The organism is Amycolatopsis sp. BJA-103, from assembly GCF_002849735.1.
Lineage (GTDB): Bacteria > Actinomycetota > Actinomycetes > Mycobacteriales > Pseudonocardiaceae > Amycolatopsis.
In genome coordinates this window covers 7,990,002-8,013,944 of record NZ_CP017780.1, presented here as the reverse complement: position 1 = coordinate 8,013,944, position 23,943 = coordinate 7,990,002, and the positions used below count along the sequence as shown (strand labels likewise).

The 23,943-nt window shown below is 68.7% G+C and carries 20 protein-coding genes and 1 tRNA gene; 11 read left to right on the top strand and 10 right to left on the bottom strand.

Annotated elements, in window-relative coordinates:
- The first annotated feature begins 30 nt into the window (after positions 1–30).
- On the top strand, positions 31–4,971 hold the full coding sequence (locus tag BKN51_RS35930) for an RHS repeat-associated core domain-containing protein (RefSeq protein ID WP_101611828.1): 4,941 nt from the start codon (positions 31–33) through the stop codon (positions 4,969–4,971).
- 56 nt (positions 4,972–5,027) lie between these two features.
- Here the strand turns inward: BKN51_RS35930 and BKN51_RS35925 are convergent, their stop codons facing one another.
- From BKN51_RS35925 to BKN51_RS35910, 4 genes are all read right to left on the bottom strand, one after another.
- Complete coding sequence (locus tag BKN51_RS35925; protein WP_233223066.1) at positions 5,028–6,164, bottom strand: GGDEF domain-containing protein; 1,137 nt, start codon at positions 6,162–6,164, stop codon at positions 5,028–5,030.
- A gap of 293 nt (positions 6,165–6,457) precedes the next feature.
- Positions 6,458–7,720: an MFS transporter gene (locus tag BKN51_RS35920; RefSeq protein ID WP_101611827.1), complete on the bottom strand. Its 1,263-nt coding sequence runs from the start codon at positions 7,718–7,720 to the stop codon at positions 6,458–6,460.
- Positions 7,721–7,826: 106 nt separating this feature from the next.
- Entirely contained in the window at positions 7,827–8,507 is a 681-nt protein-coding gene (locus BKN51_RS35915; RefSeq protein ID WP_236781091.1) for a hypothetical protein, read from the bottom strand.
- Between the two features lie 96 nt (positions 8,508–8,603).
- Positions 8,604–9,428: an SDR family NAD(P)-dependent oxidoreductase gene (locus BKN51_RS35910; protein ID WP_101611825.1), complete on the bottom strand. Its 825-nt coding sequence runs from the start codon at positions 9,426–9,428 to the stop codon at positions 8,604–8,606.
- 147 nt (positions 9,429–9,575) lie between these two features.
- Between BKN51_RS35910 and BKN51_RS35905 the strand changes: the two genes are divergently transcribed.
- Positions 9,576–10,337 (top strand): trypsin-like serine peptidase, encoded by a 762-nt coding sequence (locus tag BKN51_RS35905; RefSeq protein WP_101611824.1) that lies wholly within the window; start codon positions 9,576–9,578, stop codon positions 10,335–10,337.
- Positions 10,338–10,344: 7 nt separating this feature from the next.
- Positions 10,345–10,563 carry an RNA-binding S4 domain-containing protein gene (locus tag BKN51_RS35900; RefSeq protein ID WP_005149665.1) on the top strand — a complete coding sequence of 73 codons (219 nt, stop codon included), beginning with the start codon at positions 10,345–10,347 and terminating at the stop codon, positions 10,561–10,563.
- 95 nt (positions 10,564–10,658) lie between these two features.
- Here the strand turns inward: BKN51_RS35900 and BKN51_RS35895 are convergent, their stop codons facing one another.
- A complete protein-coding gene (locus BKN51_RS35895) occupies positions 10,659–11,612 on the bottom strand; it encodes an Ldh family oxidoreductase (RefSeq protein WP_101611823.1) in 954 nt (317 codons plus the stop codon).
- 113 nt (positions 11,613–11,725) lie between these two features.
- Here BKN51_RS35895 and BKN51_RS35890 point away from each other — a divergent pair, with 113 nt between their 5' ends.
- From BKN51_RS35890 to BKN51_RS35880, 3 genes are all read left to right on the top strand, one after another.
- The gene (locus BKN51_RS35890) at positions 11,726–12,013 is read left to right on the top strand and encodes a DUF2277 domain-containing protein (protein ID WP_101611822.1); all 288 of its coding nucleotides are present in this window, start codon (positions 11,726–11,728) and stop codon (positions 12,011–12,013) included.
- 28 nt (positions 12,014–12,041) lie between these two features.
- On the top strand, positions 12,042–12,422 hold the full coding sequence (locus BKN51_RS35885) for a DUF4190 domain-containing protein (RefSeq protein WP_101611821.1): 381 nt from the start codon (positions 12,042–12,044) through the stop codon (positions 12,420–12,422).
- 95 nt (positions 12,423–12,517) lie between these two features.
- Positions 12,518–12,606, top strand: a tRNA-Ser gene (locus BKN51_RS35880).
- A gap of 53 nt (positions 12,607–12,659) precedes the next feature.
- Here the strand turns inward: BKN51_RS35880 and BKN51_RS35875 are convergent.
- Positions 12,660–14,438 (bottom strand): RICIN domain-containing protein, encoded by a 1,779-nt coding sequence (locus BKN51_RS35875; RefSeq protein ID WP_101611820.1) that lies wholly within the window; start codon positions 14,436–14,438, stop codon positions 12,660–12,662.
- 102 nt (positions 14,439–14,540) lie between these two features.
- On the opposite strand from BKN51_RS35875, the gene BKN51_RS35870 reads away from it, so the two are divergent.
- Together BKN51_RS35870 and BKN51_RS35865 are read left to right on the top strand one after the other, a co-directional pair.
- Positions 14,541–14,948, top strand: a complete 408-nt coding sequence (locus BKN51_RS35870) for a YciI family protein (protein WP_101611819.1) — start codon at positions 14,541–14,543, stop codon at positions 14,946–14,948.
- 8 nt (positions 14,949–14,956) lie between these two features.
- Positions 14,957–16,096 carry an RNA polymerase sigma factor gene (locus BKN51_RS35865; protein ID WP_101613659.1) on the top strand — a complete coding sequence of 380 codons (1,140 nt, stop codon included), beginning with the start codon at positions 14,957–14,959 and terminating at the stop codon, positions 16,094–16,096.
- Here the strand turns inward: BKN51_RS35865 and BKN51_RS35860 are convergent.
- Positions 16,086–16,589, bottom strand: coding sequence for a MarR family winged helix-turn-helix transcriptional regulator (locus BKN51_RS35860; RefSeq protein WP_174720492.1), 504 nt, complete (start codon positions 16,587–16,589; stop codon positions 16,086–16,088). The two genes, BKN51_RS35865 and BKN51_RS35860, sit on opposite strands and share 11 nt — an antisense overlap.
- 538 nt (positions 16,590–17,127) lie before the next feature.
- Here BKN51_RS35860 and ypfJ point away from each other — a divergent pair.
- Positions 17,128–18,054 carry a KPN_02809 family neutral zinc metallopeptidase gene (gene ypfJ, locus BKN51_RS35855; protein ID WP_101611818.1) on the top strand — a complete coding sequence of 309 codons (927 nt, stop codon included), beginning with the start codon at positions 17,128–17,130 and terminating at the stop codon, positions 18,052–18,054.
- Between the two features lie 85 nt (positions 18,055–18,139).
- Here ypfJ and BKN51_RS35850 read toward each other — a convergent pair whose 3' ends face one another.
- Positions 18,140–19,687 carry a M28 family metallopeptidase gene (locus tag BKN51_RS35850; RefSeq protein ID WP_199192948.1) on the bottom strand — a complete coding sequence of 516 codons (1,548 nt, stop codon included), beginning with the start codon at positions 19,685–19,687 and terminating at the stop codon, positions 18,140–18,142.
- 80 nt (positions 19,688–19,767) lie between these two features.
- On the opposite strand from BKN51_RS35850, the gene BKN51_RS35845 reads away from it, so the two are divergent.
- On the top strand, positions 19,768–20,745 hold the full coding sequence (locus tag BKN51_RS35845) for an NAD(P)H-quinone oxidoreductase (RefSeq protein ID WP_101611816.1): 978 nt from the start codon (positions 19,768–19,770) through the stop codon (positions 20,743–20,745).
- A 52-nt stretch (positions 20,746–20,797) separates the two neighbouring features.
- On the opposite strand, the gene BKN51_RS35840 is transcribed toward BKN51_RS35845, so the two are convergent.
- Positions 20,798–21,997 (bottom strand): cysteine desulfurase-like protein, encoded by a 1,200-nt coding sequence (locus BKN51_RS35840; RefSeq protein WP_101611815.1) that lies wholly within the window; start codon positions 21,995–21,997, stop codon positions 20,798–20,800.
- Positions 21,998–22,131: 134 nt separating this feature from the next.
- Here BKN51_RS35840 and BKN51_RS35835 point away from each other — a divergent pair, with 134 nt between their 5' ends.
- Positions 22,132–22,719, top strand: a complete 588-nt coding sequence (locus tag BKN51_RS35835; protein WP_101611814.1) for a bacterial proteasome activator family protein — start codon at positions 22,132–22,134, stop codon at positions 22,717–22,719.
- A 69-nt stretch (positions 22,720–22,788) separates the two neighbouring features.
- Here the strand turns inward: BKN51_RS35835 and BKN51_RS35830 are convergent, their stop codons facing one another.
- The gene (locus tag BKN51_RS35830) at positions 22,789–23,943 is read right to left on the bottom strand and encodes an epoxide hydrolase family protein (RefSeq protein ID WP_101611813.1); all 1,155 of its coding nucleotides are present in this window, start codon (positions 23,941–23,943) and stop codon (positions 22,789–22,791) included.

Sequence of the window (23,943 nt, the reverse complement as noted above, 5' to 3'; positions counted from 1 at the left end):
CGTCGTTCCTGAACATCGAAGAAGGTCGTTTTGGGTAACCCACTGGTCGCGGACGTAAAGGACTCGACGAAGGCCTACACCGGCTCCTCTCTGCTGGAGTCGGCGTTCGATCTGAAATCGGCCATCGAAAGCGGCGACTGGGCTTCGGTGGCGCTGGGCGCGGTCGGAACCGCGCTCGACGCGCTGTCGATGGCGATGGACCCCTTCGGCGCGATCCTCGCGAACGGCGTCGGCTGGCTGATGGAGCACGTCGGCCCGCTCAAGGAAGCGCTCGACGCGCTGACCGGCAACGCCGACGAGATCAACGCGAACTCCGAGACCTGGAAGAACATCGCGACCGAACTCGGCGCGGTCGGCGCGGATCTGGCCGGGATGGTGTCCGCCGATCTGCAGAGCTGGACCGGGATCGCGGCCGACACCTACCGCGACCGGGCCAAGGACACGGTCACCCTGCTGGACGCGGCGAAGGCGGGCTGCGAAGGCGCCTCCAGCGGGGTGAAGACGGCGGGCGAGGTGGTCGCCGCCGTGCGCGCGCTGGTGCGCGACATCATCGCCGAGCTGATCGGGCACATGATCAGCTGGGCGCTGCAGGTGCTGTTCACCCTGGGCATCGGGCTGACCTGGGTGGTCCCGCAGGTGGTCAACGCCGTGGCGAAGACCGCGAGCAAGATCGCGAACCTGACGAAGAAGACCGTCAAGGCGCTCAAAGCGCTGATGCCGCTGCTGAAGCGGGCGGACGACCTGTTCGCCGACGCGGCCAAGGCGTTGAAGAAGCTGCAGCCCGGCAAGGGCGCGCCCGGGCCCAAGCCGAACAAGCTGGACGAAGGCACGACACCCAAGAGCAGCCCCAACGGCGACAAGGGCGGTGACACGTCGCCGTCCGGCGCGCCGCCCAAGAACGACCCGCCACCACCGCCGCCACCGAAGAACGACCCGCCGCCTCCGCCGAAGAACGAGACCCCGGACGGGCCGACCACGCCGTCCGGCAGCCCGCCGCCTCCGCCCAAGGACCGCGGCGGTCCCAAGCCGGAGCCGGACAACCGGATCAAGAACAACAACAACGATCCGGGCAACGGGGTCCCGCCCAAGAAGCGCGACGATTGCGGTGACCCTGTCGACGTCGCGACCGGCTCGATGATGCTGACGCAGGACGACGTCGTGTTCGCCGGTGTCCTGCCGCTGACCGTGTCGCGAACGCATCTTTCGTCGTACTCGCTCGGCCGGTTCTTCGGCTCGTCGTGGGCGTCCACTTTGGACCAGCGGATCGAGGTCGAAGACGACGGCCTGCATCTCGCGCTCGCCGACGGGTCGCTGCTGACCTATCCGGTCCCCCTGTCGGACGCCCCCGTCTACCCGGCTTTCGGGCAGCGCCTTCCGCTGTCCAAAGTGGACGACGGCTACGCGGTGTCCACTCCGGACGGAATGCTGCTCTTCTCCGGCACCGGGGACACGCTCCCGCTGCGCGGGATCGGAGGCGGCGACGGGCACCGGATCTTCCTGCGCTACGACGAAAACGGCGTTCCGCGCGAACTGGAGCACACCGCCGGATACCGCCTGCTCGTCGAGTCGAAGGACGGTCTCGTCACCGCGCTTCGCCTGCCCGGCGCGGAAACCGCGGTCCAGAGCTACCGGTACGACGAGCGGCGCCGTCTGGTCGAGATCGTCGACGGTGCCGGTTCGCCCCTGCGGTTCACCTATGACGCCGCGGGCCGCATCGTGCGCTGGGAGGACGTCAACGGACGCTCGTACGGGTACGGGTTCGACGCCGAAGGCCGCGTCGTCCGCGCGCAGGGCACCGGTGGCTTCCTCGACGTCGACATCGCCTACGACCGGGAAACCCGGGTCACGTCGGTCACGAACTCACTCGGCCACGTCACCCGCTACCAGCTGGACGAACTGCACCGGGTCGTCGCGGAGACCGATCCGCTGGGCAACACCACGCGGTACGAACTCGACAGCTTCGGCAAGCTGCTCAGCCGCACCGACGCCCTCGGCCGCACGACGCGGTGGGAAATGGACGACGAGGGCAACGTCGTCACCGTGATCCAGCCGGACGGCGGCCGCGCGCTCGCGGAGTACAGCGCGCTGAACCGGTGGACCAGCATGACCGGGCCGGACGGCGCGGTCTGGCGCCGCGAGTACGACGTGCGCGGGAAGGTCGTCCGCGCCACGGATCCGACCGGCGCCGCCACCACCTACGGGTACGACGACGCGGGCAACGTCGCGGTCGTGACCGACGCGCTCGGCGGGGTCACGCTGATCGAGTCCGACGCGGCGGGCCTGCCGGTCACCATCACCGATCCGCTCGGCGGGATCACGCGGTACACCTACGACGAGTTCGGGCAGACCACCTCGGTCACCGACCCGCTAGGCGAGGTCACCAGGACGAAGTGGGACGGCTTCGGCGAAATCGCCGAACAGATCGACCCCGACGGCTCCGTGTGGCGCTGGAACCGCACCACCGAGGGCTATACCGACGAAGCGGTGGACCCCCGTGGGCTCTCGGTGCGCACCGAGTACTCGCAGTTCGACCTGCCCACCGCCGAAATCGGCCCGGACGGCGATCGGCTGTCCTACGCGTACGACACCGAGCTGCGGCTGGTTTCGGTCACCAACGAACACGGCCTTGTCTGGCGCTACGACTACGATCCCGCCGGCAACCTGATCAGCGAGACCGACTTCAACGGCCGCACCACCCACTACGGCTACGACGCGGCGGGGCAACTGGTGTTGCGCGCCAACAGTCTCGGCCAGACCGTCGCCATCGAACGCGACGCGCTCGGCCGGGTCGTCAGCCGCCGGGCGGGCGACGACGTCGCCACGTTCACCTACGACGCGGCCGACCGGATGACCTCGGCGCGCAACGCGCATTCCGAGGTCACCATCGCCTACGACGCGCTGGGCCGGATCGTCGCGGAAGCCCTCAACGGCAAGGCCGTCCTCTCGGAGTACGACGCCGCCGGCCGCCGTGTCGGCCGCCGCACCCCGTCGGGCGCCGAGTCGTTCTTCGCCTACGACGCCGCGAGCCGCCCCGTCGCGCTGCGGACCGCCGGGCGCACCATGCGTTTCGAGTACGACCCCTCCGGTCGTGAAGTGCTGCGGCGCCTCGACGGCACGCCGGTCGAGCTGCGCCAGGGCTGGGACGCCGCCGACAGGCTGACCTCCCAGACCGTTTCCAATGGCCGGGGTGTCGTTCAGCACCGCGAGTACGGCTACCTGCGGGACGGGCTCGTCTCGTCGATCTCGGACCTGATTTCGGGGCCGCGTTCGCTGCGGGTGGACCGCGCGGGCCGGGTCGTCGACGTCCAGGGGCAGGGCTGGCGGGAAAGCTACGGCTACAACCTCGCCGGCGCGATCACACAGGCGGGCTGGCCCGGCGCGGATCCCGCCGTCGGACCGCGGCACTACCAGGGCACCCTGGTGACCGGTGCCGGTTCGACGTCGTACCTGCACGACACCGAAGGCCGCACGATCGCCCGCCGCAGGCTCGGCCGCGACTGGACCTACCAGTGGAACTCCGACGACCGGCTGACCGGCGTCGTCACGCCCGAGGGCGAGCGGTGGCTCTACCACTACGACGCGCTCGGGCGGCGGATCGCGAAACAGCACCTCGACCTCCACGGCCGGATCCTCGAACAGATCGACTTCGTCTGGGACGGCTCGAACCTCGCCGAGGAGATCCGAGGCGGCGTCGCCGTCGTCTGGGACTGGGAACCGGGCACGGAACGGCCGATCACCCAGATCGAACGGATCCCGGGACAGGACGCCCGTTTCCACGCCATCGTCACCGACCTCGTCGGCTCACCGAGCGAACTGGTCGACGAAGCGGGCAACGTCGCCTGGCACGTGCACACCTCGTTGTGGGGCAAGGTGCTTTCGCCGCCGGGGCAGGCGTACACGCCGTTGCGCTTCCCCGGCCAGTACCACGACCCGGAAACCGGGCTGCACTACAACTTCAAGCGCTACTACGACCCGGACACCGGGCGGTACCTCTCGCACGACCCGCTCGGCCTCGAACCGGCGTCGGACTCGCTGGCCTACGTCGGCAACCCGACGGACATGATCGACCCGCTCGGTCTCGTCGCGACGAAGCCGACGAAAAGCCCCTGCCCCAAGGCGCAGGCCAAGGCCGCCCTCGGCAAGAAGAAGTCGCCGGGCAACCGGGTCACCAAGCCGAAGCCGACGCCGGGACCGAAGAAGCCGCGGCGTCCGCCGCAGAGCTACGCCGACGGCACGCACGGCGCGAAGAAGCGCGAGCAGAACCGGCTCACGGGGAAGTACGACAACGACCTCAAGGCCGACGGCCGGGACAAGGTCTCCGGGAAGTCCCACGAGTCCGAGCACCCGATCCCCTACGAGGCGATCGGCCGCGGCAGTGGCGGCGCACGGGGTTCGGGCCACGACCAGAAGGACATCGAGAACCACGCCTGGGCCTACCAGGAGGCCAAACCCGCGCACGCCTCGCACCAGGGCACCGGCAACAAGGGTTACGAGGGCGATTCCGGCTTCAGCGGCAAGTCCTACCGCGACGCCGAGCGCAACGCGATCGAGGCGGGCGACCCGAACACCGCGATCCAGCTCAACCAGCTCGACTACGCCTTCCAAAAGCCGTTCAAGGACACCAACAACACCCTCGACGGCAAGATCGCGGACGACTCGTACCACAAGATGATCGACGACGCGCACGCCAGCGGTAAGGGCCTCACCTATTCGACCGGCCCCGGGACGACCGCGACCACCCCGCCGCTGTCCGATCTCGACCGCAGGGAACTGCACCTGACCCGGGACACGGTCCGGGACGGCGAGTGGCCGGACCAGGTGAAGCGGACCTACGACGACGACCTCAAGGACATCCACGACGCGGCCTACAAGACGCCGACCAAGGCCGACTGGGACAAGCTGGAGGCCGGCGGCTTCGGTCCGCTCGACACCGGCAAGAAGAAGGACCCCAACGCGATGGACACCGACTGACCCCTCCCGCGTTTCGTCCTCTGGTTGCTGCAACCAGAGGACGAAACGCGGGCTGGTCAGGCGGCGGCGAGCGAGACGACGCGGTTCCGGCCGTTCCGCTTCGCCTGGTAGAGCGCGGAATCGGCGACGTGCAGCAGACGTTCCAGGACGGTCCCACCGGCCGGGTAGACCGCGGCGCCGATCGAGACCGAAAGGCCTCGTACGGTCCGCGGCCCCGAAACCGTCCCGACTTCGACCTCGATGTCCATCACCGCCTGCCGGACCCGCTCGGCCACGGGGATCACTTCGGTCTCCGTCGCGCCGGGCAGGAGTACGACGAACTCTTCGCCGCCGAAGCGCCCGACAGAGTCGTAGTCGCGTACGTGCTCGGAGATCGTCGTCGCGACGACCTTGAGCACGACATCGCCCGCGAGATGGCCGTAGACGTCGTTGACCTGCTTGAAGTGGTCGAGATCGAGCATCAGCACGCCGAGCTTGCTCTTCGCCCTGGCCGCCGACGAAAGCTCCCGCTCGCTCAGCAGATGCCACGCGTGGGCGTTGAGCACCCCGGTCTTGCCGTCGATGTTCGCCGCGATCTCCAGCTGCCGCACCAGCACACTGCGGTGCAGCACCAGGACGGGCAGCAGGACGAACGGGACGAGCGCGGGCGCGTGCACGATACCCAGCGCGGTCGACGTCCCGAGCACCAGCGTGGTGACTTCCAGCAGGTTGTCGTCACCGGTGCCGAACAGCGAACGCAGCGACCGGCCCCCGGTGTGCAGGTAGACCGAGAGCGCCACGATGACCGCGTTGGCCACGGTGAACACGGCCGCCGCCTCGACGATCCGCAGTGACCCGGTGAACCCGACGGGCAGGCCGTTCCAGCCCGCGACGATGGCCCCCGAAGCCAGGCAGGACAGCACTATCGCCGCCGCGCAGTACACGACGCGGTAGGCCGGGCGGTGGCTCATCCCCCGCCATACCCGGAGCCAAAGGTGCAGGTAGATGAGCAGTCCGAGGGCGAGCGCGAGCCCCGGCGGCAGGACGAGCACCCCCGCGAACGTCCACACCGAAGTCATGTTGATGTGCGGCCGGTCACAAAGCGTGCGCCGCAGCCGTTCCACCGAACGCGAAAGCTCGGCCTGCAGGAAGGCGAGGCCGAGCAGTGATCCAAATCGGACGAATTCCGTAGTCTCGTAGTTCGATCGGAGCAAGGCGATTACGGCGAGTGCCGCCGCAAGTCCTTCCACAATAAGAAAAACCGCAGGTACGCCACGTGGTCCGGACCATAACTCCCAGCGTCCCACCCAGGCTCTCAGACGTGTGCCGGCCCCTTCTCCGGCGAGTTCCGCATCCCCCATAATCATCGTCACCGGTCCCCCTTCCGTACACATTTCAATGTATCCGAGGTAGTACTGAGGGTGGCTCGCGTTATTTTCGGAACACACAGATGGAGCAGTGGGAGGGAGGATCATCATGAACGGTCGCGAGGACTGATCCCACCAATTCAGCCGGTCCGGCTCCCGGCCGGGAGCCATACATCGGGCCCGGTGGCGATGGTGCGTTTCCACGCCATCGCCATCGGGCCCGCCGTGGCGACGGCGACCGCCGCGGCCACTCCGACGGCCACGAACGGACCGGTCAACTGGGCGAGACCGCCCGCGAGCATGATCCCGATTCCTTGCACCGTCACCAAACTCGTCGAGGTCAGGCCCATCACCTGTGCCCGGACGCCGTCCGGCACCGCGCGGGCCATCAACGCGATGGCCTGCAGGTGGTACGGCGCCGCGCAGGCCCCGCTGAGCACGATCAGCGCGAGGCAGACCGGCAGCGACGGACGAAAGAAGACGAAAAGCAGAGGAACAACGGATGCAATGGCGAGAATGCCGACCATTCGCGTTTTCCGCCGAGCGGGAACCCATTTCGTGAAGATCCACGATCCGATTACCGAACCGACCGGATCCGCCGCGAGAATAAGTCCGACCGCGAAAGTCCCCGCCCCGAGTCCGACGGCGAGCGGGGCCGCGAGCCCTTCCGGCGCGATGGCGAACCCGGCGAGCATCTTCAGCCCGAACAGCACCCGGATTCCCTTGCCGCGCCACAGTTCCCTGGCACCTTCACCACTGAAAGCCCGTGCCACCCGGCTTTTCACCGATGATTCCGCGGCGGCGGGCCTCCGGCGACGAACCCCTGTGGACACGAGCAGCGCCGAGACCACAAAGGTCATCGCGTCGATCACCAGTCCCCAGTAGGGCGTCACGAGCCCGATCACCAGTCCGCCACCGCCGAAGCCCGCCAGCTGTGCCGTTTGGATGGTGATCGTCCGCACCGCGAGCCCCGCGACGTACCGTTCGCCCTCGAGGACGTCCGGAAGCAACGCGAGTTGCGCCGCCCGGAACGGACCGCCCGCCATCGTCAGGATCACCAGCAGCCCGGCCAGCACCGGCAGCGGTGTCCCCGGAATTGCCATCAGCGCCGCGATCCCCGCGCGCAGCAGATCGCAGACGATCATCACCGTCCGCCGCGAATACCGGTCGGCCAGCCCGGCGAACAGGGTGCCGCCGATCAGCGTCGGCAGATACGTCAGCCCGTAGGCGAGCCCGGTCAATCCGGCCGAAGCCGTTCTTTCCCAGACCAGCACCGACAAAGCGACCCTGGCCAGCTGGTCACCGGCCTGCGAAAGCGCCTCGGCCGCCCACAACGCCCGGAACTCGCCGACGGCGAAAGCCGCCATGAACGCGGTGCTCCGAGCGGAATCCCCCTTTTCCATGAGCCCCTCCCCTTGGCTCACGGTAGTCGATCACTTCCGTTGTGTCAGCGACCATCCGGCCCACGACGACGGTGAGTGTCCACTGTGGAGAGACGATTCCGCGTGGTCAGCGACCTGCGCCGTAGCCCATCATCCCCTGTGCCATTTCCATCGCCAGCGAGCTCGCCACGGCGGGATCCATCATGTTCCGGAAGCCCTCCGTGGTCTTGTCGCGCGATCCGGTGTCGGAGCGTGGTTGCTCCGTCGGCCGGGTCTCGGCGGGCGGCAGGGCGACGACCTGTTCCCTGGCGGGCTTCCTCTTCGTCGTCGCGGGCGCCTGCTGCTTCACGGTGACCGGGACATAGACGGTCACCGGGGCGGCCTGCGGCGCGGGCGGCGCGACCGGCGGGGTGGGCTGCTGGGTCACCACGGCGGGCAGCGGCTGCTCGGGCAAGGCGGTGTCGTCGACCGGTGCGAGGGTGAACGTGCCGGCGAACCAGCCGATCGCGAGCAGGGCCACACCCGCTCCGCCGACCAGCCAGGACCGGGCGCGGCGGTGGATGACGACGGCCTTGGGCCGCAGATCCTTGTCGACGACCGGATCGCAGACCGGGGTCCGGACCGGCATCGGCTCGGGAACGGGCTCGTTCTCCGGGCTGCGCCGCCGTTTCGGCAGACTCGCCGCGATGATCCCCGTCCGGTCCAGCAATTCGGCGGTCTCGACGGGCACGCTCGCACAGAGCGCGGCGTCGGTCGGCGTACGGCGCTGGGCGGCGCGCGGCATGGGGACCTCCGGAAGGGGAATCACGAACTTGAGCATTGTGGTGCATTTCCGACGCCGCCGTAAGTAACGCACCCCGATCGAGTTATCCCGAGCCGTCCGGACCACGGAGGGTTACTCCATTCAGAGGTTCCTCATCCCCAAGCGCCCCAGCAGTGCCAACGGCCGCTGGTAAAAGGAGCCGAGAACCCGGGGAATCGCGTCGATGACATAGGCGTCAGGGCCGATCAGGATGCGCGGCGTCCCCCGTTCGATACCGCGCACGATGGTCTGCGCGGCCTTCGCGGGTGTCGTCTTCGCGATCTTTTCGAAGCCCTCCGCGGCTTTGTCGATGTCCCGCTCGACGCCGCCCCGCGCGTCGCGGGCGATATTCGTCTTGATGCCACCGGGATGCACGCAGCTGACCTTGACCGGATGCCGGGCGATCAGCATTTCCTGCCGCAGTGCCTCGGTGAACCCCCGCACCGCGAATTTCGCCGCGTTGTAGGCACTCTGCGTGGGCACGCCGATGAAGCCGAACACGCTCGAAAGGTTGACGATGTGCCCGTCACCCGAAGCGATCACCTGCGGCAGAAAGGCTTTCGTCCCGTTGACCACTCCGCCGAGATTGATCCCCATCAGCCAGTCGTAGTCGTCCCAGGTCATTTCTTCGACCGTCGCGCCGAGCGCGACCCCGGCGTTGTTCACCACGACGTTGGCGCCCCCGAAATCGACGGCGACCTCCTCGGCGTGCGCGAGAACGGCGTCACGGTCCGCGACGTCCAGCTCGTACGCCTTCGCGGTCGCGCCCGCTTTTTCACACAGCGCGACGGTGGCGGCCGCGCGGACGGCGTCGACGTCGGACAGCGCCAGCCTGGCCCCGCGCCCCGCCAGGTCGACCGCGAGCGCCTGACCGATTCCCGACCCCGCGCCCGTGATCACCACGACCTTGTCCGTGAACGACTTCATACCCGCTCCCATCCAGCTCGACTGTTACCGGAGGTAACACATACTACGGCTGTGAGCTTGCTGTGCGTTGATCGATTCGGGCTGTGTTCGTGGACCGCTTATGGTGATCTGTAGCCAGGACAGCCGTGGACGAGCGAAAGGAAGGCGATGCGCCGCGCCCTGTTACTCGCTCTTTGTGTCGTTCTGACCGGTTGCTCCGCCGCGTCGGATCCCGACGGGACCGACGCCGACACCGCCGCCGCGGCGACCGTGGCGGCCACTCCCGCTTCGCCCCTCAACCCGGCGATCGGCGCGCTCTTCATCGAAGGATCGCATTTCTGCACGGCCAGCGTCGTCCACAGTGGCCCAGGAGATCTCCTGCTCACCGCGGCACATTGCCTCCACGACGGCGAAGGCGGCGAGTACGCGACCGGGATCTCGTTCGCGCCCGGCTATCACGACGGCGTCGCGCCCTACGGCTATTGGGACGTCTCGGATCCGCAGGTTCCCGAAGGATGGGCCGATTCGTCCGATCCGGACTTGGATGTCGGATTCGCGACCGCGCGTCAGGCAGGCAACCCGAAGACTCTGGAAAGCGTCACCGGTGCCAACAACCTGGTGGCCGGCGGCGGGTTCGCCCACACGATCACCCTGACGGGGTATCCGGACGAACGAGAGGCGCCGGTCGTCTGCCACGGCGCCAGCGAGCAGGCCGACACCTACCAGATGCGCGTCTCGTGCCCCGGCTTCACGACCGGCACCAGCGGCGGCCCGTGGGTGGTCGACCCCGATCCGAAGACCGAACTCGGCACCGTCGTCGGCGTGATCGGCGGCTATCTGTACGGCGGGGACGATCCGGACACGTCCTACAGCAGCTATTTCGACACCGACGTCGCCACCTTGTACCGGAAGATGGACACGCGGGGATGATCTCCCCATGAGCATCCACGACGTCCCGATCACCGGCGAGCCGATCCGCCTCGGCCAGTTCCTCAAATTGGCCAACCTCGCCGAAGACGGCTCGCACGCCAAAGACCTCCTCGACGCCGAAGAGGTCACGGTCAACGGCGAGGTGGAGGTCCGGCGCGGACGTCAGCTGACCAACGGCGACGTCGTGGAGGTCGGCGGCGAAGGCGGCCGCGTCGTCCTGGCCTAGGCGGGAGCTGAAGGGGACTTTCCCCGCATCACATGCGGCGAAAGCTCCCTTCACCGCGTCTCACGCGGGGAAAGTCCCCTTCAGCTCGTCCCGGCCTAGCGGCCCTGCAGTGGCGCCAGGCGCAGCGCCTTGGCGAGTTCTTCGAGCTCCCGGTGCACCGGCTCGTTCAGCGGGACACCCAGCGCCTGGCACTGTTCGAGATACTGCGCCTCGCGCCAGCCGGGGTAGCGGACCGGGGTCCCGCCTTCCCAGCCGAGCAGGCTGCCGAACAACGCGCTCGCGGCCTTGTAGAAACCGTCCGCGCTGCGCAGCGTCGTCGGCGCGATCGCCATCACCATGAGCCCGGTGTCGTGATCGTGGTCGCCGACGCCCGACAGGACCCCGGCGAAGATCTCGACCAGCAGGGAAAAGCCGGCGATCGAGGCGCTGGCCGCACCGGCAGTGTCCGCGAGGGTGTCCAGGTCGAGGACGAATTCGGGATATGCCCCGGCGGGGGCGGCCATGCCGAGCGGGTTCGCGGCCGTCCCGCGCTCCCCGCCCGCCGCCATGACGAGCCCGATCATGGTGTGCGGCAACGCCCTCGCGGCGTGGTGCCCGGCGCGGCCGAACGGCCCGACGCCGCGCACCGACATGAGCCCGACGCCGTACCGGCCCGCGCGGGACACCGCCCGGTCCATCGCGTCACCGACGGCCCAGAGCCCCGGCGCGCGGCGGTAGTCGATCAGGGCGGCGGCGCCGCGGTCGGCGATCATCAGCGGTTCGGCGCGCGGCCGCACCATGCCGTTGACCAGCATCGGCAGATGCAGCCGCGTCAGTTCGGCGACCCCCGATTCGGGGGTTCCGGTGAGGTCGCCGTGGCACAACGCCTCGGCGGCCATGCGGGCGCGCGACCACGGCAGATCGTGCGAGGTGAAGACCTCGGTGACGAGGTCGACCAGGGCGTCGATCGGGACGCGCTGCCAGACCTGTTCCGGGATCGGGGAGGGTTCGGCCGGTTCGGGGATCGGCTCGACGGGCGCACGGCGGAGGGAGCGAGGTCTGAGGGGCACTCCGCCGAGGGTGCCTAAACGCGTTTTTCGGCGTCAACGAACCTGAGCACCTTCTAACCGACTGTGTGATCGAAGCGCCCGGAAGCGTCGGTGGGCGGGCGTACTATCGGGGCATGTGCCGGAACATCACCACGCTTCGAGGCCTGGAGCCGGCGGCGACGCCGGACGAGATCGAGGCCGCCGCCCGCCAATACGTCCGCAAGGTGTCCGGGGTGCAGAGCCTCTCCGACGCCACGCGCGAGCCCTTCGAGGCCGCCGTCGCCGAGATCACGGCGATCACCAGGCGGTTGCTCACCGAACTGCCCGCCCGCCGTCAACCGCCGACGACGGTGCCGCCGTTGCGCCGTCCCGAGGTCCAGGCGCGCATCGCCGCGAAGGCAGCCAAGACTCAGGCGTCCTGAACCAAGCATCGGCGGTTACGGTGAGCCGGTGACATATCCGCAGGACCCCTATGGTCAGCAGCAGCCCTACGGACAGCAGCCCACTTACGGGCAGCAACCTCCGTACGGGCAGCCGTACCAGCAGCCGGGCTATGGCTACGGCCCAGCGATGCCGCCGCAGGACCAGGGCCTGGCGATCGCGGCACTGGTCGTGTCGATCGCCAGTCTGGTCGTCTGCACCGGGCTGCTGTCGGTCATCGGCGTGATCATGGGGCATATCGCGCACTCGAAGGCCAAACGCGGCGAAGCCGGCGGCCAGGGGATGGCGCTCGCGGCGATCATCATCGGCTACATCGGCGTCGCGATCATCGTCGGTCTCGTGCTGTTGTTCGTCATCGTCGGTGTCGCGACCGACTGGGACTTCGACTAGTCCATCCATGCCCCCGCCACCACCCTCAACGGAAAGCTTCGCTTCGAATACATCCGAAGCGTTCGGGCAACAGACCGTCGGATATCCTCGGTGGCGGTAGCGTGTCCGAGCGGCCGAAGGAACATGTCTTGAAAACATGCGAGGGCTCTGTCCTCCGTGGGTTCGAATCCCACCGCTACCGCCAGTCTTGAGAAAGCGAAGCTCCCCAGATCGGCTGACCTGGGGAGCTTCGCGGGGTCACGCGGGCACGAGGGCCCAGACGGTCTCGTCGCTACGACCGCCCACGAACGGCCGTTGCTCCAGGATCGAAGCCGTGCCGTTGTTGACCTGCCGCACCGCGAAGTTGCTGGCCCGGTTCACCAGCCCGTAGCGCGAGTCGGCGCTCCGGAGCAGCTTCCACTGCTGATTCGTGGACGAGCCGCAGTGCGTCTGTTCGAGGAGCGCGCCGTCCGCGGTGCTGCCGGAAACCGGCCGCACGCACTGGCCACTCCGCTCGTTCACGATCTTCCAGTACCCGCCGCCCGCGTCGGTGAGCTTCCACTTCTGGCCGTTGTCGTTCTGCCTGGCCACATTGGTGATCTTCGCGCCGGCGGACGTCGAACCGTCGACCACGGCCGCGCTGTTGCCGTTGGTGGCGACGGAAAGGTAGTACTTCTTGCCCGCCTGCGGACCGGGGTCGGCGATGGGGTTCAGGGTCCACTGCTGGTTGGCCGCCCCGGTGTAGGGCTGCTGGACGAGCGGGGCCGGGTACGCGCCGCCGTCGGTGATCGCGTAGCCCGTCAGGTAGTTGAAGATCGCCACCTTGCCGTTGCCGAGTGGCTGGAACGCCCACCGCATGCCGTTCTGGCCGTTGCAGTTGTACTGCAGGATCTGCGTGCCGGGCGCCGTCCCGCTCTGGGCGCTGTCGGCGCACAGCTGGCTGTTGGCGTTGACGAGTTGCAGACCGGTGTTGTAGCCCAGGATCCATTTCTGGCTCTGGGAGTCGGTCCGGGCGCGGTGGCTGAGGTTGGCGAGACCGCCGGTCGAGGAACCCACGACGTCGATGGCGTTGCCGCTCGCGCCGGTGATGACGTAGGTCTTCCCGCCTTGGGCATGGCCGTCGTCGTTGTCCGGAGTGTCCTTTTTGATCAGGAAGGCGCTGTTGGCGACGTTCCAGTGCGTGGCGAGCCAGCTTCCGGGGACGGGATTCGTGCTGAAGTAGTCGTCGTTGCCGCAGTCCAGCAGCCGGTCGAAATCACGCTGCGTGCAATCGAAGGACTGGGTGTCGCCGTAACACATCAGGTCCCATTCCTGGGAGCAGTGGCCGCCGCCCTGGTAGTGCGGGGCGCCCGGCAGGACCGCGCCGAGCATGTGGCCCACCTCGTGGGCGACGGCGTTGACCCCCCAGCAGGGCACGGCGATCTCGGTGTAGTGCCTGCCGTTGTTGAAGGCGTTGGCGGGACCGGGCTGGTCGTCGCTGTCGCCCCAGGTACCCGCGCAGGTGTGGGGGTTGTCGGAGAACAGGATGTAGTCGCGGTCGGCGTTGTAGTGGCCCGCCTGGATGGCCCGGTCGCGGATCGCGCCGGACAGGTACGTGCCGTCGGGCACCACCAGGTTGGCGACGGCGACCTGGCAACCGGCGCCTGCGGTCGTCACGTACCGGACGTGCCTGCTGGCGCCCGTCAGCGCGGCGCTGTCGTTGAACGAGTCGTCCATCCCGGACGCGTAGGCGCGCAGGGACGGCACGACGGTGGAGTACCGGTCGGGTTGGCCGGCTTCACGGACGTAGACCAGCTCGATGCGTTTACCGGAGACCCCGTCGCCCTCGCAGACCACCGGGTTGGCGGCGATCTGCGCTTGAGCGACGGAGAGAGCGAGTGGGGCCACCGGGGTCGCGCCGGGCGGCAACGGCCGGCTGTGGTCCGTGGCGGCGAAATCATCGGAGGCGGAGGCTCCGGCTGTTTCACCCACGAGCAAGCCGCAGATGAGGCCGATGGTCACCAGCAGGCCGGCGGAGCGCCTTCTTGCTTTGGACAAGTGCTCTTCCTTTCGCGATGGAGGAACGCGATAAGAAGGCTAGAGATCGGATGTATAGACCACCAGGCAGAAGCACCGGCAGACTGCCATTACCCTTCCGCCATGGCCAAGTACTTGCTGCTCAAGCACTACCGGGGCGCACCGGCGTCGGTCAACGACATCCCGATGGACCAGTGGGCCCCGGAAGAGATCACGGCGCACGTGCAGTACATGCGGGACTTCGCGAACCGGCTCGTGGAGACCGGCGAGTTCGTCGAGGAGCGGGCTCTCGCCCCCGAAGGCACCTTCGTCCGCTACGACGGCGAGGGCAAGCCGCCGGTCACCGATGGCCCCTTCGCCGAGACCAAGGACCTCATCGCCGGTTTCATGCTGATCGACGTCGACAGCCACGAGCGCGCGCTCGAACTCGCGGGCGAGCTGTCGGCCGCTCCGGGAGCGGGTGGGAAACCGATCCACGAGTGGCTCGAACTGCGTCCGTTATGGGGCGAGCCGCTGGTCATCACGGAGTGACCGCCGAAGTGGACGAGACCCTGCTCCGGAGCCTCACGCCGAACGTCCTCGGGATCCTCGTCCGCCGCGGGGCCGACTTCGCCGCGGCCGAGGACGCCGTGCAGGAAGCGCTGATCGAGGCCGTCCGCGTCTGGCCGGGAGACCGGCCGAAGGACCCGAAGGGCTGGCTCGTCACCGTCGCCTGGCGCAAGTTCCTCGACGCGGCCCGGTCGGACGCCGCCCGGCGCCGTCGCGAGGACCTCGTCGACGAGGAGCCGGAGCCCGGGCCCGCCCCTGACTCGGACGACACGCTGCAGCTCTACTTCCTGTGCGCCCACCCGTCGCTGACGCCGTCGTCCGCGGTCGCGCTCACCCTGCGCGCCGTGGGCGGGCTGACCACCCGCCAGATCGCGCAGGCGTATCTGGTGCCCGAGGCGACCATGGCGCAGCGCATCAGCCGGGCCAAGCGCACCGTGTCCGGAGTGCGGTTCGACCAGGCCGGCGACGTCGCCACCGTGCTCCGCGTGCTCTACCTGGTCTTCAACGAGGGCTACTCCGGCGACGTCGACCTCGCCGCCGAAGCCATCCGGCTCACCCGGCGGCTGGCGGCCTCGATCGACCATCCCGAGGTCGCGGGGCTGCTCGCGCTCATGCTGCTGCACCACGCCCGGCGCGCCGCCCGGACGTCCGGCGGCGACCTCGTCCCGCTGGCCGAACAGGACCGCGGCCTCTGGGACACGCGCCTGATCGCCGAAGGTGTCGAGATCCTGCAAGCGTCGTTGGCCCGCGACAAGCTGGGCGAGTTCCAGGCGCAGGCCGCCATCGCGGCGCTCCACGCCGACGCGCCCGCCGCCGAGGAGACCGACTGGGTGCAGATCGTCGAGTGGTACGACGAACTCACGCACCTGACCGGCAGCCCGGTCGTGCGGCTCAACCGCGCGGTGGCCGTCGGCGAGGCGGACGGACCGCGGGCCGGCTTGGCGGCGCTCGCGGAACTGGACGACTCGCTCCCCCGGTACACCGCGGTGGCCGCGTACCTCCACGAGCGCGACGGAGACCTGGCGAAAGCGGCGCGGCTGTACAGCGAGGCCGCCGAGAAGGCGGCGAACCTGGCCGAGAGCGCCCACCTGACCCGTCAGGCCGCGAGGATCAACGCCCTCAAGAAGTGACCGGCGGCAGCCGCGGCAGGCCGTCGATCTCCGACAGGTGCTCCAGCACCCGCCCGAAGGCCTGCCCCAGCACCTGCTGCTCTTCCGGGCTCAGGAGGTCGATCAGGTGCTCCCGGACGCCCTCGACATGCGTCGGCGCCGCGCCCTCCAGCAGTTCCGAGCCACGTTCCGTCAGTTCCGCGACGACGCCGCGTTTGTCCGCCGGGTCGCGAGTGCGGCGGATGATGCCTTCGGCTTCCAGCCGGACCATCTGGTGCGAAAGCCTGCTCTTGGTCGAGCCGAGCATGCTCGCCAGCTCCGTCATCCGCATCCGGCTGTCGGGCTGGAGCGAAAGGCAGACCAGGACCTCGTAGTCGGCGAGGGTGACTTCGTGACGCTCGGAAAGTTCCCGGTGCAGCCGCTGCCGCAGGCGCATGGTGGCGACGATGTACGAGCGCCACGCGACCATCTCCGACTCGGACAGCCAGCGCACTTCTTTTTGCTCCACCGCCATCCACGCAGGGTAGATCGTTGATCGCACGAGGCGCATACCCACCGGTCACTTTTCGGCCCCTGAAAAATCCGGCGGAACATTCGCCCGAAGGAGGGTTACGAAAAGGTTGAGACTCGGCGAGAAAAGGCGCATTCTGCTTGTCAGCGGATGGTCGGGCAAGTATCGGGCGAGCCATCGGATGGCCGTCGGACCTGCCTCCCAGCCGGGAAGGGTCAGGTGGTGGTATGGCGGGTGATTCTCGCGGTTGACCGCCTGCTGTGTCCCCGCGACCGGAACGGAAAGGACCGGGTCGGTCGCGACTGTGAACAGCGACGAGCGCGGGCATCTCGGATGCGCTCGACAATTCTCGCGCATTCGGCGTCACTCCGGCCTGTTTCGGGTTAGCGGCCTCTTCGACCGCCTCGGCAGCGCCAGGCGCCGGCCCGGTGATCGCGGCCAACCGGCGATCGGAACAAGACAACCTCGGTAGTTCTGGGTGCGGCCACTTCGCGTGGCCGCACCCAGGCATATCCGGCCCTCTCCGGCTACGCTTCCCCCCGTGCGATTCGACGAAGGCGCGGGCCTGGACACCTCCGAAGTCGAGGACCTGCGCGGCGGTGGCGGTGGTGGCGGTATCGGCGGCCGGGTGGCACTCGGCGGCGGCGGGCTCGGCGTGGTGGGCCTCGTCATCTACTTCCTCCTCTCCCAGTTCGGCGGCGTGGACCTGAACCCGTCCTCGGGCGGGCTCGGCGGCCTCGGCGCCGTGGGTTCCGGGCAGCAGACGGACAACACGTCGCTGTCGCAGGAATGCAAGACCGGCGCGGACGCGAACCGGAAGCACGACTGCGCGATCGTCGCCATCATCAACTCGATCCAGGACTACTGGGGGCAGGAGTTCCAGCGGTCCGGGTCGACCTACCGCAAGGCCGTCACCAACTTCTTCAGCGGCGGCGTGAACACGGCCTGCGGCAACGCGACTTCCGACGTCGGGCCGTTCTACTGCCCCGGCGACTCCGAGGTCTACATCGATCTCGGGTTCTTCAACGAACTCCGCACCAGGTTCGGCGCGCAGGGCGGGCCGTTCGCGGAGGCGTACGTGCTGGCCCACGAATACGGTCACCACGTGCAGAACCTCACCGGAGTGTCCAAAAAGGGCACCGGGAGCGGGCCGACGTCGGGTTCGGTGCGGCTCGAACTGCAGGCCGACTGCTACGCCGGGGTCTGGGCGAACCACGCCACGACCGCACCGACCGAGACCGGGCGTCCGCTGATCACCGAGATCAGCCAGGAAGACATCGACTCCGCGCTGGACACCGCTTCGCGCATCGGTGACGACTACATCCAGACCAAGCTGGGCGGCGGCCGGGTCGACGAGTCGAAGTTCAGCCACGGCACTTCGGCGCAGCGGAAGAAGTGGTTCACCACCGGCTTCCAGACCGGCCAGCCGGCGCGGTGCGACACCTTCGCGACCAACAGCCTGGGCTGAGTCTCCCTCTCCAGAGACGCAATGAAGGGGACTTTCATAGCAAATTTCGCTATGAAAGTCCCCTTCATTGCATTTGAGGGAGCTACTACGCGGCGACGTGGCCGTGGTGGTCGTCAGCGTGGACGGAAGCCGTCAGGCTCCGCTGCTTGGACCGCTCGGCCGCGCGGACGGCCTTGGCCTTCGCGGCCTTGCCACCCGGGACACCGTTGATGTTCTCGGTGCTGGTCGCGTACACGCCCAGCGCCCAGGCGACGGCGTCGGAGTTGCGGTCGAGCGCGACGCGGTCGACGTTGCCGAGGTTGTCGCACTTCTGGTGGTAGCACTTGTCGTAAGGAACGTTGGCGCTACCGCCCCACTTGGCGGCCTGCGCCGCGGTCTTCACGCCTTCGGCACCGGTGAACAGGCCACCGGCCGGGATGCCGACCGCGATGAACTGGCCGTAGTCCGAACGACCGGTGAAGTCGGTGCCCTCGACCGGGACGCCCTTGCCCTTCTCGAGGTAGTCCACGAGGGTCTTCTCGAGCTGCGCGGAACCGTACGGGCCGGGGCCCGCGCCGGTGGCGTCGGAGTCGTCACCGTCGTAGGCGAAGTACGCCGCGTTCGGCGAGCCGATCATGTCGTAGTTCAGGTACAGCGCGACGTCGAGCTGCTGCTCGAAGCTCAGCGAGTTGACGTAGTGGGTCGAGCCGACGAGCCCGAACTCCTCCGCGCTCCACCAGCCGAAGCGGACCGCGTTGTTGGCCTTGGGCTTGCTGCCCAGCTGCAGCGCGGTCTCCAGCAGCGCGGCGGAACCGGTGCCGTTGTCGTTGATGCCGGGGCCCTCGGTGACGCTGTCGAGGTGGGCGCCGAGCATCACGACGTTGTCCTTGCGACCGGTCTTGGTCTCGGCGAGGACGTTGTAGCTGGTCCGCGCCTCCTGGAGGGCACGCAGGTCGAGGGTGACCGAGGCGCCGGCCTTGCCCGCGAGCACCTGGCCGTCGGCCTGGGTGATGCCACCGGTCGGGATCTTGCCCGCGGCCGGGTCGCCCAGGGTGCCGTTGACCGGGCCCGGGACGTTGTTGTAGACGATCGCGCCGACGGCACCGGCCTCGGCGGCGGTCGCCTGCTTCTGCGCGAAGGAGCAGCCACCGCGCTGGATCAGCGCGATCTTGCCGGTGACCCCACCGGCGTAGTCGGCCGCTTCACAACCACTGGTGTCGTCGACCGGGACCACCGCGAGCGGCGCGGTGATTCCACCCGCGGGCGTCGACGGGCTGTAGGACATGATGATGATCGGGACGTCGGCACCCGCGACCGTCAGCTTCTCCGCGAGGGTCTCCGCGTAGGTGAACGGGAACTCCTGGCGCGTGACCGTGAAGCCCGCCTGCTCCAGCTTCGTGGCCACGTACTCCGCGGACTTCTTGTGGCCCTCGGTGCTGGCCGCGCGACGGCCGCCGGTCGAATCCGAGATCCGCTGAAGCGCGATCAGGTGCCGGTTGACGTTGCCCACGTCGACCTTGTTGACGAGCTGCTTGGCCAGTGCGGGACCGTCGAGTTTCGGCGCGGCCGTCGCAGCGGGAGCCATTCCGACCGTGAGCGCGGCGGTCGCCATCACCACGATCGAGGGAACAATGCTTCTTCGCGAATATGACATGAGCGTCACCTTTGTGTGGTTTGCGTCATAGGTCAACCGACGTTCGGCGGACTTCCCATCACCGTTATAGGGTCGGTTGTATGTACGCGATCACCATCCGTGAGCCCGGCGATCCCGACGTTCTCGAATGGACCGAGGTCCCCGATCCGGTGGCGGGCGAAGGCGAAGTGGTTCTCGACGTCGCCGCGAGCGCCGTCAACCGCGCTGACCTGCTGCAACGCCAGGGTCATTACCCTCCTCCGCCGGGTGCGAGCGAAATCCTCGGGCTCGAATGTTCGGGCACGATCGCCGAAATCGGCGAAGGCGTCGAAGGATGGCAAATCGGCGACGAGGTTTGTGCTTTGCTCGCCGGTGGTGGCTATGGGGAAAAGGTCGCCGTCCCGGCGGGACAACTGCTTCCGCTTCCCGCCGAAGTCGAATTACTCGCGGCCGCCGGATTGCCCGAAGTCGCGTGCACGGTCTGGGCGAACGTGGTGATGCACGCCGGATTGTCCGAGGGCGAGGTCCTGCTCGTCCATGGCGGGGCGGGCGGGATCGGCACGCACGCGATCCAGGTCGCCAAGGCGCTCGGCGCGACGGTCGCGGTGACCGCGGGTTCGGCGGAACGGCTCGAGAGCTGCCGCCAGCTCGGCGCCGACATCACGATCAACTACAAGGAGCAGGACTTCGTCGAGGTCCTGCGCGCCGAGACCGGCGGCGCGAACGTCGTCCTCGACAACATGGGCGCCAAGTACCTCGACCGCAACCTCGACGCGCTGGCCATGGACGGCAGGCTCGTGGTCATCGGCATGATGGGCGGGGTCAAGGGCGAGCTCAACATCGGCAAGCTGATGGGCAAACGCGCCAGCGTGTTCGGCGCCGGCCTGCGGTCGCGGCCGCTGGACCAGAAGGCCGCGATCGTCGCCGACGTCCGCGAGCGGCTGTGGCCGTTGGTGGGGCAGGGTTCGGTGAAGCCGATCGTCGGACAGGTCGTCCCGATGGCCGAGGCGGCCTCGGCGCACCGCGCGCTCGAAGAAGGCACGGTTTTCGGCAAGGTTCTTCTGGCCGCAAAATCCTGACGAGTCAGGCGCAGCCTGTCCGTTGAGGGTGGCGGCGGGGCGTGGTCCGGGCTCAGCGGATCTCTTCCAGCACCCGGACGAGCTGATTGACCTCGAAGACGTTCGAGTAGTGCGCGAGGCCGATCCGGACGGCGCCGCCGACTTCGGCGGCGCCCAGTGATCCGAAGACCCCGCTCGTGCCGTCGTCGGCGAAGGCGCAGAGCCCTTGGGACGCGAGGTACTCCGCGACCTCGGGCGACTTCTTGCCCGCGACGGCGAAGGCCAGCGCGGGGATCCGGCGCATGGCGTCGCCGATCACCATGACGTGCCTCAGCGAACGCAGCTCCGTGGACAGTTGCGCCAGAAGTCCCGCGTGGTACGACTTCGCCGATCCCAGCGATGTCACCAGCTTCTCGCGCCGCGAGCCCATCGCCGCGTCGTCCAACCCGGCCAGATAGTCGATCGACGCGATCAGGCCGGCCAGCAACGGATACGCGTGCGGCCCCAGTTCCATCCGGGCCGGTCCGCGCGCGGCCGGGTCGAGCGAGACCGACGGCAGGCGTTCGAGCAGTTCGGGATCGCGGAAGACCAGCGCCCCCACCGACGGCCCGCCCCAGGCCTGCGCCGAAACCACCATCACGTCGGCGCCGAGCGCGTTGAGGTCCAGCGGCACGAACGGCGCCGCGTACGTCGCGTCGACGACGACCAGCGCGCCGACCCGTTTGGCGAACTCGATCACCGTCGGGACGTCGGGCCGGGTGCCGACCGAACCGGACGCCAGCGTGACCGCGACGGCCTTGGTGCGCGCGGAGACGAGGTTCTCGTACTGCCAAGCGGGCAGCTCGCAGGTCTCGATGTCGATCTCGCCCCAGCGCACGACCGCGCCGACCCGTTTCGCGGCGCGGCGCCACGGCGCGAGGTTGGCCTCCTCGTCGAGCCGGGAGACGACGACCTCGTCGCCGATCGTCCAGCGGTCGGCCATCGCGTCGACGAGACGGCGGATGAGGTCGGGCGCGTTGGGTCCGAGCACGACTCCGGCCGGGTCGGCGCCGACCAGGTCGGCGACCGCCCGGCGAGCGGCCGTGACAATGCTTTCCGCACGCTGTGAGGCCGGAAACGCTCCACCCGGCCCGGACACCGGAGCGCGCATGGCCGTGGATACGGCCGAAGCGACCTGTTCAGGTACGAGCATTCCGGCGGCGCCGTCGAAGTGAATCCAGCCGTCACCCAGCGCGGGAAACAACCCACGGATACGAGCGACGTCGAACGCCATGGGGACACCGTACGGACGTGCGGTTTGGCGCTTTACCCGGGGTTGGGTGCCCGACCACGGGGCGCGACGATTCCCGCTACGCTCGGAGACGGCATCGAAAACCGCGCTGCGCTTTGTGCCCGACGTAGGCCAGGATGGAGCACATGACCGACCCAGTTTCCCGCGAATCGACCACCCCCGGTGACGGCGGCGGAGACTCTTCACCGCACGTGGTGGTCGTCGGTCCCGACGGCGTCCCGGTCGGCACCGCGCGCCTCGCCGGCGGCTCCGAGCAGGCCGAAGGCGAGGAGTCGCTCGGCGACCTCGTCGAAGAGCCCGCCAAGGTGATGCGGATCGGCACGATGATCAAGCAGTTGCTGGAGGAGGTCCGCGCCGCACCGCTGGACGACGCCAGCCGCACGCGCGTGCGCGAGATCCACCAGACCTCGATCCGCGAGCTGGAGCAGGCGCTGGCGCCGGAACTGCAGGACGAACTCGAGCGACTGGTGCGGCCTTTCACCGAGAACTCGACGCCTTCGGACGCCGAACTGCGGATCGCCCAGGCTCAGCTGGTCGGCTGGCTGGAAGGGCTGTTCAGCGGCATCCAGACCGCGCTGTTCGCGCAGCAGATGGCCGCGCGGGTGCAGCTGGAACAGATGCGGCGCGGGCTCCCGGCCGGTCCTTCCGCGGGTGGCGCCCTCGGCGGCCCCGGCGAGGCTCACGGGCCTGGCCAGTACCTCTGACAAGTGCAATGAAGGGGACTTTCCTTGCGAAATTTGCAAGGAAAGTCCCCTTCATTGCGGTCGGAGGGGTCAGCGCAGCGGGCGGAAGAACGCCCGCAGGTCCCCGATGAGCAGGTCCGGCACCTCCAGTCCCGGGAAGTGACCGCCGCGGTCCGGAGTGGACCAGTGCACGATGTTGTCGGTGCGCTCGGCGAGATGCCGGATCGGGAGGCCTGTGTCCTTCGGGAACACGGCCACCCCAGTGGGCACAGTGGACTTCGGCGGCTCCTCGCCCCAGGCCCCGCCCAGCGAGGAATAGATCCGCGAAGACGAGTTCGCCGTGCCGGTGAGCCAGTAGAGCATCACGTTGGTGAGCAGATCGTCGCGATCGATGGCGTCCTCGGGAACGTCGCGCGAGTCCGAATAGGACTTGAACTTCTCCACGAGCCACCCGAGCTGCCCGGCCGGTGAGTCGGTGAGCCCGTAGGCAAGCGTTTGCGGCTTGGTCGCCTGGATCATCGCGTAGCCCAGCTCGCCGTACTGGAAGTCCCGCCCGCGCGCCAGCGCCGCCTCACCGCGCGCGAGTTCGTCGCCGGTGAGCCCTTCGAGATCGGCCTCCGACTCGGGCACCGCGCTCGGCAGCATCGTCAGATGCGCGCCGATCACCCGCTCCGGGCACCGGACGCCCACCTGCCGCGACACGATCGCGCCCCAGTCGCCGCCGTGCAGCCCGAACCGCTCGTACCCGAGCCGCGACATCAGCACCGGCCAGGCGTCGGCGATCCGGTCGGATCCCCAGTTCGCCTCGGTCGTCGGCCCGGAGAACCCGAAGCCGGGCAGCGACGGTACGACGACGTGGAACGCGTCCGCCGGGTCGCTGCCGTACGCGCGCGGATCGGACAGGGGCCCGATGACGTCGAGGAACTCCACGATGGATCCGGGCCAGCCGTGCGTGAGCATCAACGGCTTCGCGTCCGGCTCGGGCGAGCGGGCGTGCAGGAAGTGGATGTCCGCGCCGTCGATGTTCGTCATGAAGCCGGGGAAGCCGTTGAGGCGCTCCTCGTGCGCGCGCCAGTCGTAGCGGAGGCGCCAGTACTCGGCGAGCTCCTGGAGGTACCCGAGCGGCGTCCCGAGGCCCCAGCCGACGCCGTCGATCTCGTCCGGCCAGCGGGTGTTCGCGAGGCGGGCGGCTAGGTCGTCGAGGTCACGCTGGGGGACGGCGATCTTGAACGGCGAGATGGTCAT

Coding starts and splice junctions, on each gene's coding strand:
- BKN51_RS35920 (WP_101611827.1), bottom strand. CDS start 7,720: ATGGAAAAGGGGGATTCCGCTCGGAGCACCGCGTTCATGGCGGCTTTC.
- BKN51_RS35910 (WP_101611825.1), bottom strand. CDS start 9,428: ATGAAGTCGTTCACGGACAAGGTCGTGGTGATCACGGGCGCGGGGTCG.
- BKN51_RS35905 (WP_101611824.1), top strand. CDS start 9,576: ATGCGCCGCGCCCTGTTACTCGCTCTTTGTGTCGTTCTGACCGGTTGC.
- BKN51_RS35900 (WP_005149665.1), top strand. CDS start 10,345: ATGAGCATCCACGACGTCCCGATCACCGGCGAGCCGATCCGCCTCGGC.
- BKN51_RS35890 (WP_101611822.1), top strand. CDS start 11,726: ATGTGCCGGAACATCACCACGCTTCGAGGCCTGGAGCCGGCGGCGACG.
- BKN51_RS35870 (WP_101611819.1), top strand. CDS start 14,541: ATGGCCAAGTACTTGCTGCTCAAGCACTACCGGGGCGCACCGGCGTCG.
- BKN51_RS35860 (WP_174720492.1), bottom strand. CDS start 16,589: ATGGCGGTGGAGCAAAAAGAAGTGCGCTGGCTGTCCGAGTCGGAGATG.
- BKN51_RS35850 (WP_199192948.1), bottom strand. CDS start 19,687: ATGTCATATTCGCGAAGAAGCATTGTTCCCTCGATCGTGGTGATGGCG.
- BKN51_RS35845 (WP_101611816.1), top strand. CDS start 19,768: ATGTACGCGATCACCATCCGTGAGCCCGGCGATCCCGACGTTCTCGAA.
- BKN51_RS35840 (WP_101611815.1), bottom strand. CDS start 21,997: ATGGCGTTCGACGTCGCTCGTATCCGTGGGTTGTTTCCCGCGCTGGGT.
- BKN51_RS35835 (WP_101611814.1), top strand. CDS start 22,132: ATGGAGCACATGACCGACCCAGTTTCCCGCGAATCGACCACCCCCGGT.
- BKN51_RS35830 (WP_101611813.1), bottom strand. CDS start 23,943: ATGACCATCTCGCCGTTCAAGATCGCCGTCCCCCAGCGTGACCTCGAC.